Origin of the sequence: Pseudomonas sp. NPDC088322 (genome assembly GCF_044740745.1) — a bacterium.
GTDB lineage: Bacteria > Pseudomonadota > Gammaproteobacteria > Pseudomonadales > Pseudomonadaceae > Aquipseudomonas > Aquipseudomonas shirazensis.
Genome location: NZ_JBIURK010000007.1, coordinates 330,284 through 347,286 on the forward strand (window position 1 = coordinate 330,284; position 17,003 = coordinate 347,286).

Here is a 17,003-nt window from a genome sequence, read left to right on the forward strand (position 1 = left end):
CGCCGGTGTACCGGCTCTCCCCTTTTTGGATGGCCTGAGCTTAAGAGTAGTTGGTTCTGCGCAAGGGCAAGGGCGCTAGGCCGAGAAGTTTGCCGCGACCGTTCGTCAGGTCTGGCGCAGCCCGCACGGGGCGCGGGCTGCAGGCTAAGTGAAAATTTATTCGGCGGAGCTGGTAGCGGTCTCGGCGGGGTAGGTATTGCGCCACAGTTCAAAGCCGCCATCGAGGCTGTAGACGTCGGAGAAACCCTGGCCAATCAGGTACGCGGCAGCGCTCTGGCTGGAGTTGCCGTGGTAGCAGACAACGACGGTGGGTTTGTCCAGATCGGCGGCGCGGATGAAGTCGCTGATCGAGTGGTTATCCAGGTGCTGAGCGCCATCGATGTGGCCAGCGGCGTAGGCCTGCGGGTCACGGATGTCGACCACGACTGCACCTTGCTCGCGCAGGGCCTGAGCCTGCTCGGGAGGGATGCGCTTGAATTCGCTCATGGCGAGGTTCCTTCTGGGCTGATCGTTGAGTTTAGCTGACTGACCGGCGGGCGCGGGGTCCCGTCGTCGGCGCAGTCACAGCGGTGCATTTCGCCACTGTCGACGTTGTACAGGGTCATCGCGCCGCCCCACACGCAGCCGGTGTCCAGCGCCACTACGCCAGGGGCGTCGGCTTGCCCTTCGAGGGCGGCCCAGTGGCCGAAGATGACCTGCACATGCCGGGAGCGGCGGTCTTTGTGCGCGAACCAGGGCTTGTAGCCCTTGGGTGCAGTGTCCAGGCCTTCTTTGCTTTTCAGGTCTAGTTTGCCTGCGGCGGTGCAGAAGCGCATGCGGGTGAAGTAGTTGGTGATCACACGCAGGCGATCGACCCCGCTGAGGTCCTTGCTCCACTTGTTCGGCTCGTTGCCGTACATGCCGTCCAGATAGAGTTTGAGTCGGGTGTCGTCGCGCAGTACCTGCTCTACCTCGGCAGCCAGTTCAAGGGCTTTGCCTAGGGTCCATTGAGGTGGGATACCGGCATGCACCAGGGCAACGCCGCGCTGCTCGTCGTAATGCAGCAGTTTTTGCCGGCGTAGCCAGTCGAGCAACTGATCGGCATCTGGCGCCTCGAGAATCTCGCGCAGGGTGTCGCTTTTTTTCAGGCGCTCGACATTGTGCCAGGCCGCCAGCAGGTGCAGGTCGTGGTTGCCCAGCACGCACACCAGCGAGTCGCGCATGGCGTACAGGTAACGCAGTGTTTCCAGCGATTCGGGGCCGCGGTTGACCAGGTCACCGACCAGCCACAAGCGGTCGACAGCTGGATTGAAGCGCACGCGCTCGAGCAGGCACTTGAGCGGCTGCAGGCAGCCTTGCAGATCACCGACGGCGTACACAGCCATCAGTGCAGCGACCCAGGTACAGCCAGGCGGAAGGGGGCAATGGTGGCATCGAAGCGCTTACCGTCTTCGGCGAACATCTGATAGCTGCCCTGCATGGCACCGACGTGGGTGCTGATCACCGCACCGCTGCTGTAGGTGTGGCTCTGCCCAGGCGCGATCAGCGGTTGCTGGCCCACCACACCGGCCCCGCGCACTTCTTCGACTTCGCCATTGCCATTGGTGATCAGCCAGTGCCGTGACATCAGCTTGGCTGCGACCGTGCCACTGTTCTGCACGGTAATGGTGTAGGCGAACGCAAAGCGCTCGTTGTCGGGGTCGGACTGTTCTTTGAGGTAGCGGGTGACGACGCTAACGTCGATCAGGTATCGAGGGTCGGACATGCAATGGCCTTGAGCAAACACGCGATTACGGCAGTGCATGCAGTCTAGGCTATCGGCGGGGCGGGAGGCCAGTCGTGTCGCAGCGGAGGTGCTTCAGGGGGGGTAGCGGCCTGGGCGCAAATGGCTGCACCCAGGCCAGGCCGGTATCGTTGTTACGCAGCGCTCTGTTCGGCCAGCTTGTCAGCCAGACGCACGAACGCAGCCAGGTCGAGCTGCTCGGGGCGCAGGCTGCCATCGACACCGGCGGCTTCGATCTGTTCATTGCTGAGCAAGGCCTTGAGCGTGTTGCGCAGGGTCTTGCGGCGCTGGTTGAAGGCTTCGCGCACGACGCGCTCGAGCAGCAGGTGATCCTTGGCCGGGTGCGGCAGGACTTCATGCGGGACCAGGCGCACGATCGCCGAGTCGACCTTCGGCGGCGGGTTGAACGCGCCAGGGCCGACGTTGAACAGGTGTTCGACCCGGCAGTGGTACTGCACCATGATCGACAGCCGGCCCCAATCGCCGCCGCCAGGCCCTGCGGCCATGCGCTCGACTACTTCCTTTTGCAGCATGAAGTGCATGTCGCGGATCAGCCCGGCGTGGCTGAGCAGGTGGAAGATCAGCGGCGTAGAGATGTTGTACGGCAGGTTGCCGACTACTTTCAGGCTGCCGGCAGGAACACCTAGCTGGTTGAAGTCGAACTTCAGCGCATCGCCTTGATGCAGGCGGAAATTGTCGTTGCCGGCGAACTTGTGTTGCAGGATCGGCACCAGGTCCTTGTCCAGCTCGACGACGTCCAGTTGCGCGCCGCTGCTCAGCAGGCCTTCGGTGAGGGCGCCCTGGCCTGGGCCGATTTCCAGCAGGTGCTCGCCGGGCTTGGCATGGATGGCACGCAGGATGCGGTGGATTACGCCGGCGTCATGCAGGAAGTTCTGGCCGAAGCGCTTGCGCGCGCGGTGTTGGTATTGCTCGTTCATGTGCGGTTCTCGGCCATCTGATAGGCGGTGTGTAGCGCGACGCGCAGGCTGCCGGTGTCGACCTGGCCGCTGCCGGCGAGGTCCAGGGCGGTGCCGTGATCGACCGAGGTGCGGATGATCGGCAAGCCCAGGGTGACGTTGACCGCTGCGCCAAAGCCCTTGTACTTGAGTACAGGCAGGCCTTGGTCGTGGTACATCGCCAGCACCGCGTCGCAGTGCTGCAGATATTTTGGGGTAAACAGGGTATCGGCCGGCAGCGGGCCGCGCAGGTCCATGCCTTCGTTGCGCAGGCGCTGCAGTGCAGGCTCGATGATGTCGATTTCTTCGCGGCCCAGGTGGCCGCCTTCGCCGGCATGCGGGTTGAGCCCGCAGACCAGGATGCGCGGGTTGGCGATGCCAAACTTGTCGCGCAGGTCGGCATGCAGGATGCGCGTGACCCGCTCGAGGCGTTCAGCGGTGATTGCGTCGGCAATCTCGCGCAGCGGCAGATGGGTGGTTACCAGGGCAACGCGCAGGTCGCCGGTGGCGAGCATCATCACCACTTGTGCGGTGTGAGTCAGTTCGGCGAGAAACTCGGTATGTCCGGAAAATGGGATACCGCTCTCGTTGATCACGCCCTTGTGCACCGGCGCGGTGATCATCCCGGCAAAGCTGCCATCAAGGCAGCCGTTGCCCGCGCGGGTCAGGGTCTGCAGCACGAATGCGGCGTTGGCCTGATCGAGCTGGCCGGCCACAGCCGCTGTCGCCAGCGGTGTATCCCAGACATACAGGCTGCCGGCCGGTGCTGGTTGCTCGGGCCAGTTGCGCGGCGCGACTGTCAACAGGTCGACAGCCAACCCCAGCTGGGTGGCCCGCTCGGCGAGCAGGTCACGGCTGGTGATGGCAATCAGGGGGTGGGGCTGGGCTTCGCTGGCGAGCAGCAGGCACAGGTCGGGACCTATGCCGGCCGGCTCGCCGGGAGTAACGGCGAAGCGCAGGGGCTTCACTGGGCGGCCTGGTCGGCGCCAGGCAGCTTGATCTCAACGTAGGCTTCGTCGCGGATCTGGCGCAGCCAGGTTTGCAGCTCTTCGTCGTATTTACGGTTGCGCAGCACGCTCAGGGCTTGCTGTTCACGGGCCTGGTCGGTGCTGTCAGTGGCGCGGCGGCCCATGACTTCAAGCACATGCCAGCCGTACTGGGTACGGAACGGACGGGTCACTTCACCCTGTTGGGCGCGGGCCATTTCTTCGCGGAACTCAGGCACCAGGCTGTTCGGGTCGACCCAATTGAGGTCGCCGCCGTTGAGCGCCGAGCCCGGGTCTTCCGAGAAGCTCTTGGCCAGGGTGGCGAAGTCTTCACCGTTCTTGATCCGCTCGTAGAGCTTCTCGGCCAGTTGCTCGGTGGCCGCGTCGCTGCGGATCTCGCTTGGCTTGATCAGGATATGGCGCACGTGCACTTCATCACGCAGGACGTTTTCGCTGCCACCGCGCTTCTCTTCCATTTTCAGGATGAGGAAGCCGTTGGGGATGCGAATCGGCTGGGCGATCTCGCCGTTGCTGAGGCCGCTGAGCATCTTGGCGAACTCAGGTGGCAGTTGACCGGCTTTACGCCAGCCCATGTCGCCGCCTTCGAGGGCGTTTTCGCTGGCCGAACGGGCGATGGCCATCTGCGCGAAATCGGCGCCTTGCTTGAGCTGCTGGTAGACCTGGCCGGCTTGCTGAGCGGCCGCCTGGATCGCTGCCGAGTTGGCGCCTTCCGGGGTCGGGATGAGGATGTTGGAGAGGTGGAACTCTTCCGACAGCTGCATCTTGCCCTGGTCGGAGGCGAGGAAGTTTTTCACTTCCTGCTCGGACACCTGAATCCGCTCGGCAACCCGGCGCTGGCGCACGCGGCTGATGATCATCTCGCGCTTGACCTGCTCGCGAGCATCGTCGAACGACAGGCCGTCACGACGCAGCGCTGCCTGGAACTGCTCCAGCGACATGCCATTGCGCTGGGCAATGGTGCCGATGGCCTGGTTCAGCTCTTCGTCGGTAATGCGGATGCCCGAGCGTTCGCCAATCTGCAATTGCAGGTTTTCGACGATCAGGCGCTCCAGTACTTGCTGGTCCAGCGCGCCTTTTGGCGGCATGCCGCCGCCACGCTTGGCGATGGTCTGCTCGACCTCGCGTACACGTTGGTCCAGTTGGCTCTTCATGACCACGTCGTTGTCGACGATGGCCACCACGCTGTCCAGCGGTTGTGGCGCAGCATGCGCCACGCCGGTCAGCAGTGCGGCGCCCAGCATCAGCGGGCGCAGACGATCAATAAGCTTGGTCTTCACGAGTACGATAACCTTGAATGCCTTGGTCGAGGAAAGATTCGACCTTGTTGCCCACGACGCCACCGAGCCCTTTCAGGACGATTTGCAGGAAGATGCCGTGGTCGCCTTTTTCGTTCTGCGGAATTGCCTGGCTGAAGTCGTCGTAGTCGATCCAGTAACGGTTGATCAGACGCAGCTTCCAGCAGCAGTTGTCGTACTCGAACCCGCCCATGGCTTCCAGGGTGCGGTTCTGGTTGTAGTCATGCTGCCAGCGCGCAATCGCGTTCCATTGCGGCACGATCGGCCAGATCACCGAGAAGTCGTGCTGCTTGATCTTGTAGTAGTCCTTGACGTAGTTCGGCTGGCCTGGGGTGCCGTAGTCGCCGCCGCCCACTTGCCACAAGCCGGTCAGCGAGTCGTAGCGGACCAGGTCGTTGCGGTAGCGGTAGCCAGCGTTGATGATCTTGTTCGGATTATCTTCCGGCTGGTAGTGGAACATCGCGCTACCCGAACGTGGGCTGCGGGTGTCCGGATCCCAGTTGTAGTCGGCATTCAGGCGCCAGTCGCGGTTGAAGGCGAACATGTATTCGAATGCGTACGGCGAGACGTTCGACTGCGAGTCCTGACGGGTGCGCCAGTCGATGCCTGGCATCTGCACCTTGCGATCGGCGAAGTACAGGGCCTGGCCAACGCTGACGCGTTGACGCTCGAAGCCGTTTTCTTCGATCCAGCGGTTGGTCAAACCGAGCGACAGCTTGTTCTCGTCGCCAATCCGATCCGAGCCGCCGAAGCGGTTGTCGCGGAACAGCGAGGAATAGTTGAAGTAGCTCTCACCGGTGTCGAAGATCGGGATGTCTTTCTGATCTTCATACGGAACGTAGAGATAGAACAGACGCGGCTCGAGGGTCTGGCGATAGTCTTTGCCGAACCACTGGGTGTTGCGGTCGAAGTACAGGCCGCTGTCGACACTGAAGACCGGCACGTTGCGGTCCTGGCTGCTGGAGAACTCGCCACGCAGGTTGCGCGTTGCATCAGAGGCGTTAGCCAGGTCAGTCTTGCCCTTGCCATCCAAGTCCAGGTCATAACGGGTGTAGACGTATTTGAGCTTCGGCTTCACGTAGCCATAGCTGGCCTCCAACGGCAGGCTGATCGCCGGCGCGAAGTTGAGGCGGGTACCGTTGGCGCGGGCCAGACCGAAGACGTTTTCATCAAGGCGTCGACCTGGGGTGCCACCGGCTGAAGTGTCAAGATTACCGTCCTTGTCGCGCACAGTGTCGTTCTTCAAATCACGATCGAAGCGTACAGCTTCGCTCTGATAAGTGAAGTCGAGACCGCCCGGGTGGTAAGGCAGCATGCCGTTAAGGGTCAGCTGCGGCAGCTTGTCGTACGGAGTGATGCGCGAAATTGTCGCCATCTCGTACGCCTGCGCGTTCAGGCGCGCAACGTAGCTGTCTCCACGGTAGGTCAGTGCGCCTTGCTGGTTGACCACTTCCGAGGTCTCAACGCCGATCTGCTCCGACTCCAAGTCTTGGTAGTAGAACGGATCGCTGATCTTGGTGTAGTCGACTTCCGCCATCAGGCGATCATCGAGGCCACCGCGGTGCTGCCAGTTGATCATGTAGCGATCTTTCTGGTAGTCGGTCTGCTTCTCGCGATCGTTGCTTTCGTCGTTCAGGTAGGCGCCGCCGAACTGACCTTCGCTGGACTTGGTCAGGTAGCGGAATTCGCCTTCGACCATCATGCCGCGTTTGGCCATGTAGCGCGGGTACAACGTGGCGTCGTAGTTCGGCGCCAGGTTGAAGTAGTACGGCGTGACCAGCATGAAGCCGGAGTCGCTGCTGGAGCTGAACGACGGTGGCAGGAAGCCGGACTGGCGACGGTCATCGATCGGGAAGTAGATGTACGGTGTGTAGAACACCGGGAAATCCTTGACCCGCAGGGTGACGTTGGTCGCAGTACCGAAGCCGGTGGCCGGGTTCAAGGTAATGTTGTTGCCCTTCAGCTGCCAGGCGTTGCTGTTCGGCTCACAGGTGGTATAGGTACCGTCCTTGAGGCGAATGATGGCGTTTTCGGCGCGTTTGGCGTACAGGGCGTTACCGCGAATGCGCGATTTGTGCATCACGTATTCGGCGTTGTTGACCTGGGCTTCACCGGTGTCGAGCTGGATCTGCCCGGCATCACCGACTACCAGCGCCCCGTTGTCACGGATCTTGACGTTGCCCTTGAGCTCGCCACGGTTTTCGGCCTGGTAAAGGTTGGCTTCATCAGCCTCGACCTGCATGCTGCCCTGGCGCATGACCACGTCACCGGCGAGGGTAGCGATCTGCTGCTCCTGCTGGTACTTGGAGACCTTGGCGTTGATGTAGGTCGGCGACTCGTCCTTGGGCGTGGTGTCATCCATGCCAGGGCGGGTCGGCTCGATGTAGGCACCGGCGCAGTACGGACCGGTCTCGGCCAGCTGGGCAGCCGTGAGCTTGTCGCGCGGGACCCAGTCGAGGTGACTGTAGTCTTCGCTGCGCGTTTTCAGGCCGCGGCCCTTGCTCTCGGTAACCAGCATTGGCGCGGGTTCGCCGTCGACGGTGGCTTGTTCAGCCTTACCTTCGCCGGTCGAACTGAGCGCTGCGCCATCATGCACAGGGCGTGGTGGCAGGCTGTTGGCTGGCGTCTTGGGCTTGCAGTCCCAACCACCGGAGGCGGACACTTGGCAGTCAAACTGCTCGGCTGCCACCACGTACGAGGTGGCCAGTGGTTGCAGTACCAGCAAACTGCCTGTTACCAGCAACGGAAACTTTCTACGAAACGTGGGGGATTTCAATGCCATCTTATTAGTCCGGGCTTCCTGCGTGCCATCTGCCCGCGTGTGGGGCCGCACGCCTCTCGATGGTCTGAAAAAGATGCTGGATAATAAAGCATGACCCGCTTGACGGCTAGGGCCGTCGGAGACCCTTGTAATGCCCGAACACGATCTTCGTCTAGAACTGCTCCAGGCCTGGCTCCAGGAACAACTGCTCAACCTGTTTCAACGCAACGCCTGGGGCGACGTGCCAGCAGGCAAGCTGACCGCCGCTAGCAGTGACGCGAGCTTCCGCCGCTACTTCCGCTGGCAGGCCGGCGAGCGCAGTTTCGTGGTCATGGATGCGCCGCCGCCGCAGGAAAATTGCGCGCCGTTCGTTGCCATCGATCATTTGTTGGCCAGTGCCGGCGTGCACGTGCCGACCATTCATGCGCAAGACCTGGCGCGGGGCTTCCTGCTGCTGGGCGATCTGGGCCACCAGACATACCTCGACATCATTAACCCGGACAACGCCGACGGCCTGTTCGCCGACGCCATCGACGCCCTGCTGGCCTTGCAGCGGCTGCCGTTGGACGCAGCGCTGCCGAGCTACGACGACGCCTTGCTGCGCCGCGAGCTTGAGCTGTTCCCTGAGTGGTATGTGGGCCGCGAGCTGGGCGTCAGCCTGAGTGCCGAGCAGCAGGCCAGCTGGCAGCGTGTCAGCCAGCTGTTGATCGACAGCGCGCTGGCCCAGCCAAAAGTGCTGGTGCACCGCGACTACATGCCGCGCAACCTGATGCACAGTGCGCCCAACCCTGGCGTGCTGGATTTTCAGGATGCGGTCTATGGCCCGGTTACCTATGACATCACCTGCCTGTTCAAGGACGCTTTCCTTAGTTGGCCGCAAGCGCGGGTTGAAGGCTGGTTGGGTGATTACTGGGAGAAGGCGCGGGTTGCCGGCATCCCGGTGCAGGCTGAGTTCGAGGCGTTCCACCGCGCCAGTGACCTGATGGGCATGCAGCGGCACCTCAAGGTCATCGGTATTTTCGCGCGCATCTGCCACCGCGACGGCAAGCCGCGCTACCTCAGCGACGTACCACGCTTCTTTGCTTATATAGACGAAGTGATCGTGCGCCGACCGGAGCTGGCAGAACTGGGCAGCTTGATCGCACAACTGCAGGCGGGCCGATGAAGGCGATGATTCTGGCCGCAGGCAAGGGCGAGCGCATGCGCCCGCTGACCCTGCACACCCCGAAACCGCTGGTGCCGGTCGCCGGCCAGCCGTTGATCGAGTATCACCTGCGCGCGCTGGCGGCTGCCGGTGTGACGGAGGTGGTGATCAATCATGCCTGGCTCGGCCAGCAGATCGAAGACCACCTCGGCGATGGCAGCCAGTTCGGCCTGAGCATTCGCTACTCGGCCGAGGGCGAGCCATTGGAAACCGGCGGCGGTATCTTCAAGGCGCTGCCGCTGCTCGGTGATGCGCCGTTCATTCTGGTCAACGGCGATGTCTGGACCGATTTCGACTTCAGCCGTTTGCGCGCGCCGAGCAAGGCGTTGGCGCATCTGGTGCTGGTGGATAACCCCGGGCACCACGGCCGTGGCGATTTCCGCCTGCAAGGTGAGCGGGTGATCGATGGCGACGATACTCCAGGCACGCTGACTTTCAGTGGGGTGTCGGTACTGGACCCAGCGTTGTTCACCGGTTGTCAGGCGGGCGCGTTCAAGCTTGCGCCGCTGCTGCGTGCGGCGATGGCGCAGGGCCAGGTCAGCGGCGAGCACCATCAGGGCCATTGGGTCGATGTCGGTACGCTCGAGCGGCTCGCCGAAGTCGAGCGCCTGATCGGCGAGCGCGCCTGACATGTGGTGGCCGAGCACAGTGATTGGTGCCGGGGCAGGCTTTGCAGTGGCCAGTATTCCTGGTGCACTGCTGGGAGCCTTGCTGGGTCAGGCCATGGACCGGCGTTTGCGTCTGCAGGGTTGGGCGGACTGTCGCGAGCGCCTGAGCGGGCGCCCGCCGTTGCGTGATGATGAGCTGTTGTTTGTGTTGCTTGGGCGTTTGGCCAAAAGCGACGGCCGGGTGGCGCCTGGGCATATTCAGCAGGCGCGTCAGGAGATGGCCCGCTTGGCGCTGGCCGAGCCGGCGCGGTTGCGGGCGATTGCCGCGTTCAATCGTGGCAAGGCTGGCAAGGACCGCTTCAGCCATCACCTGCAACGCATCAAGCAACAGCCGCACGCTGCCGAAGGCACCTTGCGCGCCTGTTGGCGGATGGTCTGGGCCGATGGCCGGGCCGGCGCCAATGAGCGTGATCTGGTGCTGGCCTGGGGGCAACAGCTGGGCCTGAGCCGGCGCGAGGCGCAGGCGCTTTCGCTTGAGTACGAGCCGCGTAAAACCGGGGTCGAGGGCAGCACCCTGACCTACGCAGGCGCGCTGCGTTTGCTCGGCGTAGCCGCCGATACCGAGGCCGATCAGGTCAAGCAGGCCTACCGGCGGCTGCTCAGCCGCCATCACCCGGACAAACTGGTTGGCAACGGCGCCAGCGAGGCGCAGGTGCGCCAGGCAACCGAGACCACCCGCGAGCTGCACCAGGCCTACGCACTGGTGCGCAAGCGCCGCGGTTTGTAGCCACGGCCAGGATTTATTCCTGCGGGCTGAGCCAGCCGCGCACGCGGCGGAACAGTTGCTCCTGCTCTGCTGCCTTGTTGCCGGGCATGGCGATCAGCGACAGCTGCCGATACTGGCTGCCTGGCTGACGCTTGCTGGCCTGCAGGCGCAACTGCGCCGCGCGCTGGTCTGCGCTGCGGGTGGCGAAATACAGGTCGGCAACCGGCACCTTCAGCGTGGGCGTCAGGCTGAGCAGATCATGCTCGACCCGCGCCGGCGTCTGCGCCGCCACCATCACCAGTTTCTGCACCTGCGGCGGCTGCTTTTCGCTGAGGTAACGCGCTGCCCAGTAGGCGCCACTGCCGTTGCCGAGCAGGACGATGCTGCGCGCTTTCTGGCTTTGGGCGTAGGCCACGGCAGCGTCCAGGCGGGCGAAGATACGCTCGGCGTCGGCCTGATCGTTCTGTTCGCTGGCGTCGACCGCATCGGTGCTCTGCGCGGTATCGGGGTCGGCTGCGGTGGCCTGGGCGACGTTGGCGTTGGCATCGACCGGGGTGTCCTGCACGGCAGCAACCTCGCCGTTGCTTTTCTCGGCGGGCGCCGCTGGTGTTGCCTCGACCCGCGCCTGCGGGCTGTCGGCAAGCAGGTCAGGCAGGCTGATGCTAAGGCTGTGCCAGCCGGCATCGGGGAATTTGCTGCGTAGCGGGCCGACCGTATTGGGCCAGTCGGCGTTCTCGCCGGCGCCGGGGAGGATGATCAGCGCGCCTTGTGGGTTACTGTCGTTGGCCGGCTTCCACAGGGCCAGAAAGCTGTCGCTGCCGGCCTGCAGCATCTGCTGCTCGGCCTTGGGCACGCGCCGTTCGAGTGCTTGCGCGTCTTCCTGACTGCGTTCGAGCAACACCGGGCGCACAATCGGCGCGGCGGCGGCTGTATCGGCCGGAGCTGCAGGTTCGGCAGCGGTCGCCTGGGCTGCCAGCGGCAGGAGTGAGCTGAGGCAGATCATTGCCAGCTGCGTGCGATAAAGTGTCAACATGAATCAACCCAAAGCCAGAATGATACCGGCAGCCTAATAGTATTTGTCCGCGACGGCCACGGCTGGTGGTCGCGCTTGCCAAGTCGAGCGTATAGATGAAGCGAATGCGTCGCCTGTTGGTTATCGGCTGCCTGTGCCTGCCCTTGATCGCCCTGGCACGGCCCGCTGCGGTGCCGACGGTGGCGCTGGAGCCGGTTCAGCAACAATGGCTGGAGGAGCACCGCAGCCTGCGTGTGGGCCTGGTGCTGCAGGCGCCTTATGCGCAGTTCGACCGGCGCCTGCAGCAGCTGTATGGGGCCAACGTCGAACTGGTCAGCTGGCTGGCGCAGGCGCTCGGACTGGACCTGACCTGGCGCAATTTCGCTGACCAGGCAGCGCTTGAGCACGCCCTCAAGGCTGGTGAGATCGACTTCGCCCCAGGCCTGACCCAGACCCCGGCCAGCCTGCGCCTGTGGCTGTTCAGCGACCCGTACATGCGCGTGCCGCAGCTGGTGGTCGGGCCGCGCAGCGGCGCGGTGGCGGTCGAACTGGAGAAGCTTGAGTCGAGTGAGCGTGTAGTGGTGCGCATGCCCAGCCCGCTGGCCGATTACCTGCGCAGCAACTACACCCACCTCAACCTGCAAGGCGTGCCCAACGAGCGGCAGGCGCTGCAAGCCCTGCTCGGTGCGCAGGCGAGCTTTGCGGTGGTCGACGAAGCGCAGCTCAGCCGCCTGTCGCGCGAAGGCGAGTTCAGCGATCTCGTCGTGGTCGGTGACATCGGCTTGCCGCAACTGCTGCGGATCGGTTCGCGGCGTGACTGGCCGCTGTTGGCCGATGTGCTCGAGCGCGGGCTGCAGGCGATGCCGGCCAAGCAGCTGGAGCAATTGCACCAGCGCTGGCTGCAGCCCAAGTACCCGCGCCTGAGCGAGAGCGCGGGTTTCTGGCAGAACCTCGCGCTGTTGTTCGGGCTGCTGTTGCTGTGTGCCATCGCCACCTTGCTGTGGCAGCGCCGTGAGCAGCGCCAGCTGGAACGCAGCTTGTTGCAGGCGCGCGAAGCGTTGGCCGAGCGCCACGGCCGCGAACAGGCACTGCGCCTGAGCCAGTTTTCCATCGACCACAGCACCGTCGGTATCCTCTGGATCAACTGGGACAGCCATGTGCGCTACGCCAACCACGCGGCCGAGGGCATGCTTGGCTACGCCGAAGGGCAACTGCTGGACCGGCCGCTGCGTGACTTCGAGCCCAACCTGGACATGGACCGTTGGCTGGAGCTGTGGCGCCGGGTGCGGGCTGGCAACGGTGGCGCCGAGCAATTCGAGAGTCAGTGCCGGTGTGCCGATGGCAGCGTGTTGCCGGTCGATCTGTCGCTGAGTTTTCTGCGCTTTCGCGATGCCGAATACCTGGTGATGTTCCTCACCGATGTCACCGAGCGCCGGCGCACCGTGGCGGCCCTGCGCGAAAGCGAAGCGCAGCTCAAGGGCATTGCCGGCAACGTACCGGGGCTGGTGTTTCGGCTCGAACGCAACCCTGCTGCCGGCGAGCTTGAATTCCCCTATATCAGCGAGGGTAGCGAAGCCCTGGTTGGCTACACTCCGGCAGCCATCCAGCATCCGCAGATGGGCTTGCGCAACCTGGTGCATCCGGATGACCGCAGTGATTATCACCGGGTCCAGGACCTGGCCCTGGCCAACAATCAGGACTGGTCGTGGCAGGGGCGCATCGTCACCCGCCAGGGCGAGCAGCGCTGGGCTGATATCAAGGCCAGTACCCGGCGCCTGGCCGACGGGCGCGTGGTCTGGGATGGGGTGGTCTGGGACATCAGCCAGAGCAAACGCGCCGAGCTGGCCCTGGCCCGTTCCGAGGGGCAGTTGCGCGAGTTGTCTGCCCACCTTGAGAGCGTGCGCGAAGAAGAAAAGGCCCGCATCGCCCGCGAAGTGCATGATGAACTCGGGCAGATGCTGACCGTGCTCAAGCTCGAGGTGTCGATGTGCGAGCTGGCCTATGCCGAGCTCGACCCCGGCCTGCACGAGCGCCTGGCGAGCATGAAGCGCTTGATCGCGCAGTTGTTCCAGCTGGTGCGTGATGTCGCCACCGCCCTGCGCCCGCCGATCCTTGATGCCGGCATCGCCTCGGCCATTGAATGGCAGGCGCGCCGCTTCGAAGCGCGCACGCAGATACCGTGTCTGGTGCAGGTGCCGGATAATCTGCCAGCATTGAGTGATGCCAAGGCCACCGGGCTGTTTCGGATTCTGCAGGAGGCGCTGACCAACGTGATGCGCCATGCCCAGGCGCACACCGTGCAGATCGAGCTGCTGCGCACCGGCGGTACCCTGCGCCTGAGCGTGATCGATGACGGTGTCGGTTTTTGCCCCGATCAACCTAGGCCGACTTCGTTTGGCCTGGTCGGTATGCGTGAGCGGGTATTGATGCTGGGCGGCAGCATGACCCTGGACAGTGAACCCGGCGAGGGCAGCAGCCTGAGTGTCAGTATCCCTCTGGATTAGGAGACAAGCATGATTCGAGTGCTGGTGGCAGAAGACCACACCATTGTCCGCGAGGGCATCAAGCAACTGATCGGCCTGGCCAAGGACATGCAGGTGGTGGCCGAGGCGGGCAATGGCGAGCAGTTGCTGGATGCGTTGCGCCACACCCCGTGCGAAGTGGTTTTGCTGGATATCTCCATGCCAGGGGTCAATGGCCTAGAGGCGATCCCGCGCATCCGCGCACTGAACAACCCGCCGGCAATTCTCATGCTGTCGATGCATGACGAGGCGCAAATGGCTGCGCGGGCTTTGAAGGCCGGCGCTGCCGGCTACGCGACCAAGGACAGCGACCCGGCGCTGTTGTTGACGGCCATCCGCCGAGTGGCGGGAGGAGGGCGCTACATCGACCCGGCGCTGGCTGACCGCATGGTGTTCGAGGTCGGCCTGACCGACACCCGGCCGCTGCATACGCTGCTGTCGGAACGCGAGTTTTCGGTATTCGAGCGCCTGGCCCAGGGCGCCAACGTCAATGACATCGCGCTGCAGTTGGCCTTGTCGAGCAAGACCATCAGCACCCATAAAGCGCGGCTGATGCAGAAGCTCAAGGTCAACTCCCTGGCCGAGCTGGTGAAGTACGCCATGGAGCACAAGCTGGTGTGACTGTTCTGCCGGCGACGTCGGCGGTCATCCGCGCAGTTGCCGCGGTGCGCAGCGATTGCAGTACGTACCCTGCTCAAGCACGCGGCTTGCCCGCCACCTACGCCATCGAGGGCACAGCTCAGTCGGCGAAGCGCCTGTCTGATAACGCCATCCGTGTAGGGCGATCCCTACAGGCAATCTTCCAAGGGGATGATGGCATTCTCTCAGCGGCCCCGATTTGCCGGCACTTGCGCCTTGTCTAAGCTTCTCTCACGCAGTCATCCAACAAAAAGGTGCAGGCATGAGCGAGGCGAATTCGAACACTGCCAGCGGCGACACGCTGGTCAGTTTCCGTGGTGTGCAGAAGAGCTACGACGGCGAGTCGTTGATCGTCAAAGACCTCAATCTGGACATCCGCAAGGGCGAGTTCCTGACCTTGCTCGGCCCGTCCGGCTCGGGCAAGACCACCAGCCTGATGATGCTGGCCGGTTTTGAAACCCCCACCGCCGGCGAAATCCTCCTCGGTGGGCACTCGATCAACAACGTGCCACCGCATAAGCGCGATATCGGCATGGTGTTCCAGAACTACGCATTGTTCCCGCACATGACCGTCGCCGAGAACCTTGCCTTCCCCCTGAGCGTGCGCAACCTGAGCAAGACCGACATCAGCGAGCGGGTCAAGCGCGTGCTCGGCATGGTCCAGCTGGACGCCTTCGCCCAGCGCTACCCCGGTCAGCTCTCCGGCGGCCAGCAGCAGCGGGTGGCATTGGCTCGTGCTCTGGTTTTCGAGCCGCAGCTGGTGCTGATGGACGAACCGCTCGGGGCGCTGGACAAACAACTGCGTGAGCACATGCAGATGGAGATCAAGCACATCCACCAGCGCCTGGGCGTGACCGTGGTCTACGTCACCCACGACCAGAGCGAAGCACTGACCATGTCTGATCGGGTGGCAGTGTTCCATCAGGGCGAAATTCAGCAGATCGCCGACCCGCGCACCCTCTATGAAGAGCCGCGCAATACCTTCGTCGCCAACTTCATCGGTGAAAACAACCGCCTCAGCGGCACCTTGCTGGCGCGCAATGGCGAGCGCTGCCAGGTGCAGCTGGCGCGGGGCGAGAAGGTCGAGGCATTGGCGGTGAATGTCGGCCAGGCGGGCGATCCGGTGACCTTGTCGATCCGCCCCGAGCGGGTCCGCCTCAATGGCCACAGCGAGCACTGCGCCAACCGATTCTCCGGCCGCGTGGCCGAGTTCATCTATCTGGGCGACCACGTACGGGTGCGTCTGGAAGTCTGCGGCAAGGGCGACTTCTTCGTGAAGCAGCCGATTGCCGAACTCGACCCGGCCCTGGCCGTGGGCGATGTGGTACCGCTGGGCTGGGAAGTCGAACACGCCCGCGCGCTCGATCCGATTGCCGAAGCCCATTGAAGGTTCGCTTAACCAACCCTGTACTGTGGAGAGAATAATAATGCGCAAGCAGTTGAAACTGACCGCCGTGGCCCTCGGCCTGTTCGCCGCCAGCCAGGCCATGGCCGCCGCAGACCTGACCGTGGTGTCGTTCGGTGGAGCCAACAAGGCCGCCCAGGTCAAAGCCTTCTACGAGCCGTGGGAAAAGGCCGGCAAGGGCAAGATCGTCGCCGGTGAGTACAACGGTGAAATGGCCAAGGTCAAAGCCATGGTCGATACCAAGAGCGTGTCGTGGAACCTGGTCGAAGTCGAATCGCCGGAGCTAGCCCGTGGTTGCGACGAGGGCCTGTTCGAGGAAATCGATCCCGCTCAGTTCGGTGACGAGGCGGACTACGTCAAGGGCGCTATTCAGCCTTGCGGTGTCGGCTTCTTCGTCTGGTCCACGGTGCTTGCTTACAACGCCGACAAGCTCAAGACCGCACCAACCAGCTGGGCTGATTTCTGGGACACCAAGCAGTTCCCGGGCAAGCGCGGCCTGCGCAAAGGTGCCAAGTACACCCTCGAGTTCGCGTTGATGGCCGACGGTGTTGCGCCCAAGGACGTCTACAAGGAACTGGCGACCAAAGCCGGTCAGGATCGCGCCTTCAAAAAGCTCGATCAGCTCAAACCGAGCATTCAGTGGTGGGAAGCCGGCGCCCAGCCGCCGCAGTACCTTGCCTCTGGCGACGTAGTGATGAGCTCGGCCTACAACGGTCGCATTGCTGCCGTGCAGAAAGAAAGCAACCTCAAGGTGGTATGGAACGGCGGCATCTACGACTTTGACGCTTGGGCCATTCCTAAAGGCGCGAAGAACAGCAAAGAAGCGAAGGACTTCATCGCCTTCAGCGTTGCGCCCGAGCAGCAGAAGACCTACTCGCAAAACATCGCTTACGGTCCAGCCAATTCCAAGGCGGTCGCGCTGCTGGCGGATGACGTGAAGAAAGACATGCCGACCACGCCTGAAAACATCGCCAACCAGGTACAGATCGACGTGGCCTTCTGGGCTGACAACAGCGAGCAGCTGGAGCAACGCTTCAACGCCTGGGCGGCGAAGAAGTAACTGCGC

General features: G+C 63.5%; 15 protein-coding genes. 7 read left to right on the forward strand and 8 right to left on the reverse strand.

All coding sequences use genetic code 11. From position 1 onward, the window contains the following. Positions 1-156: 156 nt before the first annotated feature. The 7 genes from glpE to ACIOAU_RS19885 all read right to left on the reverse strand — a co-directional run bounded on the left by glpE (position 157) and on the right by ACIOAU_RS19885 (position 7,802). Positions 157-486: a thiosulfate sulfurtransferase GlpE gene (glpE, locus tag ACIOAU_RS19855; RefSeq protein WP_101322392.1), complete on the reverse strand. Its 330-nt coding sequence runs from the start codon at positions 484-486 to the stop codon at positions 157-159. After that, positions 483-1,364 carry a symmetrical bis(5'-nucleosyl)-tetraphosphatase gene (locus ACIOAU_RS19860; RefSeq protein WP_401184127.1) on the reverse strand — a complete coding sequence of 294 codons (882 nt, stop codon included), beginning with the start codon at positions 1,362-1,364 and terminating at the stop codon, positions 483-485. Before ACIOAU_RS19860 ends, glpE begins: the two co-directional genes overlap by 4 nt. Continuing rightward, positions 1,364-1,744 (reverse strand): Co2+/Mg2+ efflux protein ApaG, encoded by a 381-nt coding sequence (gene apaG / locus ACIOAU_RS19865; RefSeq protein ID WP_101322390.1) that lies wholly within the window; start codon positions 1,742-1,744, stop codon positions 1,364-1,366. The genes ACIOAU_RS19860 and apaG overlap by 1 nt, the downstream gene beginning before the upstream one ends. 152 nt (positions 1,745-1,896) lie before the next feature. After that, entirely contained in the window at positions 1,897-2,700 is an 804-nt protein-coding gene (gene rsmA / locus ACIOAU_RS19870) for a 16S rRNA (adenine(1518)-N(6)/adenine(1519)-N(6))-dimethyltransferase RsmA (protein ID WP_101322389.1), read from the reverse strand. After that, positions 2,697-3,686: a 4-hydroxythreonine-4-phosphate dehydrogenase PdxA gene (pdxA, locus tag ACIOAU_RS19875; RefSeq protein WP_401184131.1), complete on the reverse strand. Its 990-nt coding sequence runs from the start codon at positions 3,684-3,686 to the stop codon at positions 2,697-2,699. The genes rsmA and pdxA overlap by 4 nt, the downstream gene beginning before the upstream one ends. Beyond that, positions 3,683-5,002, reverse strand: a complete 1,320-nt coding sequence (gene surA / locus ACIOAU_RS19880; protein ID WP_101322387.1) for a peptidylprolyl isomerase SurA — start codon at positions 5,000-5,002, stop codon at positions 3,683-3,685. Before surA ends, pdxA begins: the two co-directional genes overlap by 4 nt. After that, positions 4,983-7,802 (reverse strand): LPS-assembly protein LptD, encoded by a 2,820-nt coding sequence (locus ACIOAU_RS19885; RefSeq protein ID WP_401184134.1) that lies wholly within the window; start codon positions 7,800-7,802, stop codon positions 4,983-4,985. Before ACIOAU_RS19885 ends, surA begins: the two co-directional genes overlap by 20 nt. Before the next feature lie 130 nt (positions 7,803-7,932). Here ACIOAU_RS19885 and ACIOAU_RS19890 point away from each other — a divergent pair, with 130 nt between their 5' ends. The 3 genes from ACIOAU_RS19890 to ACIOAU_RS19900 are packed head-to-tail and all read left to right on the forward strand — an operon-like array spanning position 7,933 to position 10,380. Continuing rightward, positions 7,933-8,946 (forward strand): aminoglycoside phosphotransferase family protein, encoded by a 1,014-nt coding sequence (locus ACIOAU_RS19890; protein ID WP_401184137.1) that lies wholly within the window; start codon positions 7,933-7,935, stop codon positions 8,944-8,946. Continuing rightward, positions 8,943-9,614 carry an N-acetylmuramate alpha-1-phosphate uridylyltransferase MurU gene (gene murU, locus ACIOAU_RS19895; RefSeq protein WP_103435190.1) on the forward strand — a complete coding sequence of 224 codons (672 nt, stop codon included), beginning with the start codon at positions 8,943-8,945 and terminating at the stop codon, positions 9,612-9,614. Before ACIOAU_RS19890 ends, murU begins: the two co-directional genes overlap by 4 nt. 1 nt (position 9,615) lies before the next feature. Beyond that, positions 9,616-10,380: a TerB family tellurite resistance protein gene (locus tag ACIOAU_RS19900; protein ID WP_101322383.1), complete on the forward strand. Its 765-nt coding sequence runs from the start codon at positions 9,616-9,618 to the stop codon at positions 10,378-10,380. Positions 10,381-10,393: 13 nt separating this feature from the next. Here ACIOAU_RS19900 and ACIOAU_RS19905 read toward each other — a convergent pair whose 3' ends face one another. Further along, positions 10,394-11,392 carry an alpha/beta hydrolase family protein gene (locus ACIOAU_RS19905; RefSeq protein ID WP_312389783.1) on the reverse strand — a complete coding sequence of 333 codons (999 nt, stop codon included), beginning with the start codon at positions 11,390-11,392 and terminating at the stop codon, positions 10,394-10,396. Positions 11,393-11,487: 95 nt separating this feature from the next. Between ACIOAU_RS19905 and ACIOAU_RS19910 the strand changes: the two genes are divergently transcribed. The 4 genes from ACIOAU_RS19910 (at position 11,488) to ACIOAU_RS19925 (ending at position 16,997) form a co-directional block, all read left to right on the forward strand. Continuing rightward, complete coding sequence (locus tag ACIOAU_RS19910; protein ID WP_312389784.1) at positions 11,488-13,875, forward strand: PAS domain S-box protein; 2,388 nt, start codon at positions 11,488-11,490, stop codon at positions 13,873-13,875. Between the two features lie 9 nt (positions 13,876-13,884). Then, positions 13,885-14,514 (forward strand): response regulator transcription factor, encoded by a 630-nt coding sequence (locus ACIOAU_RS19915; RefSeq protein ID WP_103435186.1) that lies wholly within the window; start codon positions 13,885-13,887, stop codon positions 14,512-14,514. A 280-nt stretch (positions 14,515-14,794) separates the two neighbouring features. Further along, the gene (locus ACIOAU_RS19920; protein ID WP_188036775.1) at positions 14,795-15,919 is read left to right on the forward strand and encodes an ABC transporter ATP-binding protein; all 1,125 of its coding nucleotides are present in this window, start codon (positions 14,795-14,797) and stop codon (positions 15,917-15,919) included. 40 nt (positions 15,920-15,959) lie between these two features. Then, complete coding sequence (locus ACIOAU_RS19925) at positions 15,960-16,997, forward strand: ABC transporter substrate-binding protein (protein WP_220632652.1); 1,038 nt, start codon at positions 15,960-15,962, stop codon at positions 16,995-16,997. The last annotated feature ends 6 nt before the right edge of the window (positions 16,998-17,003 follow it).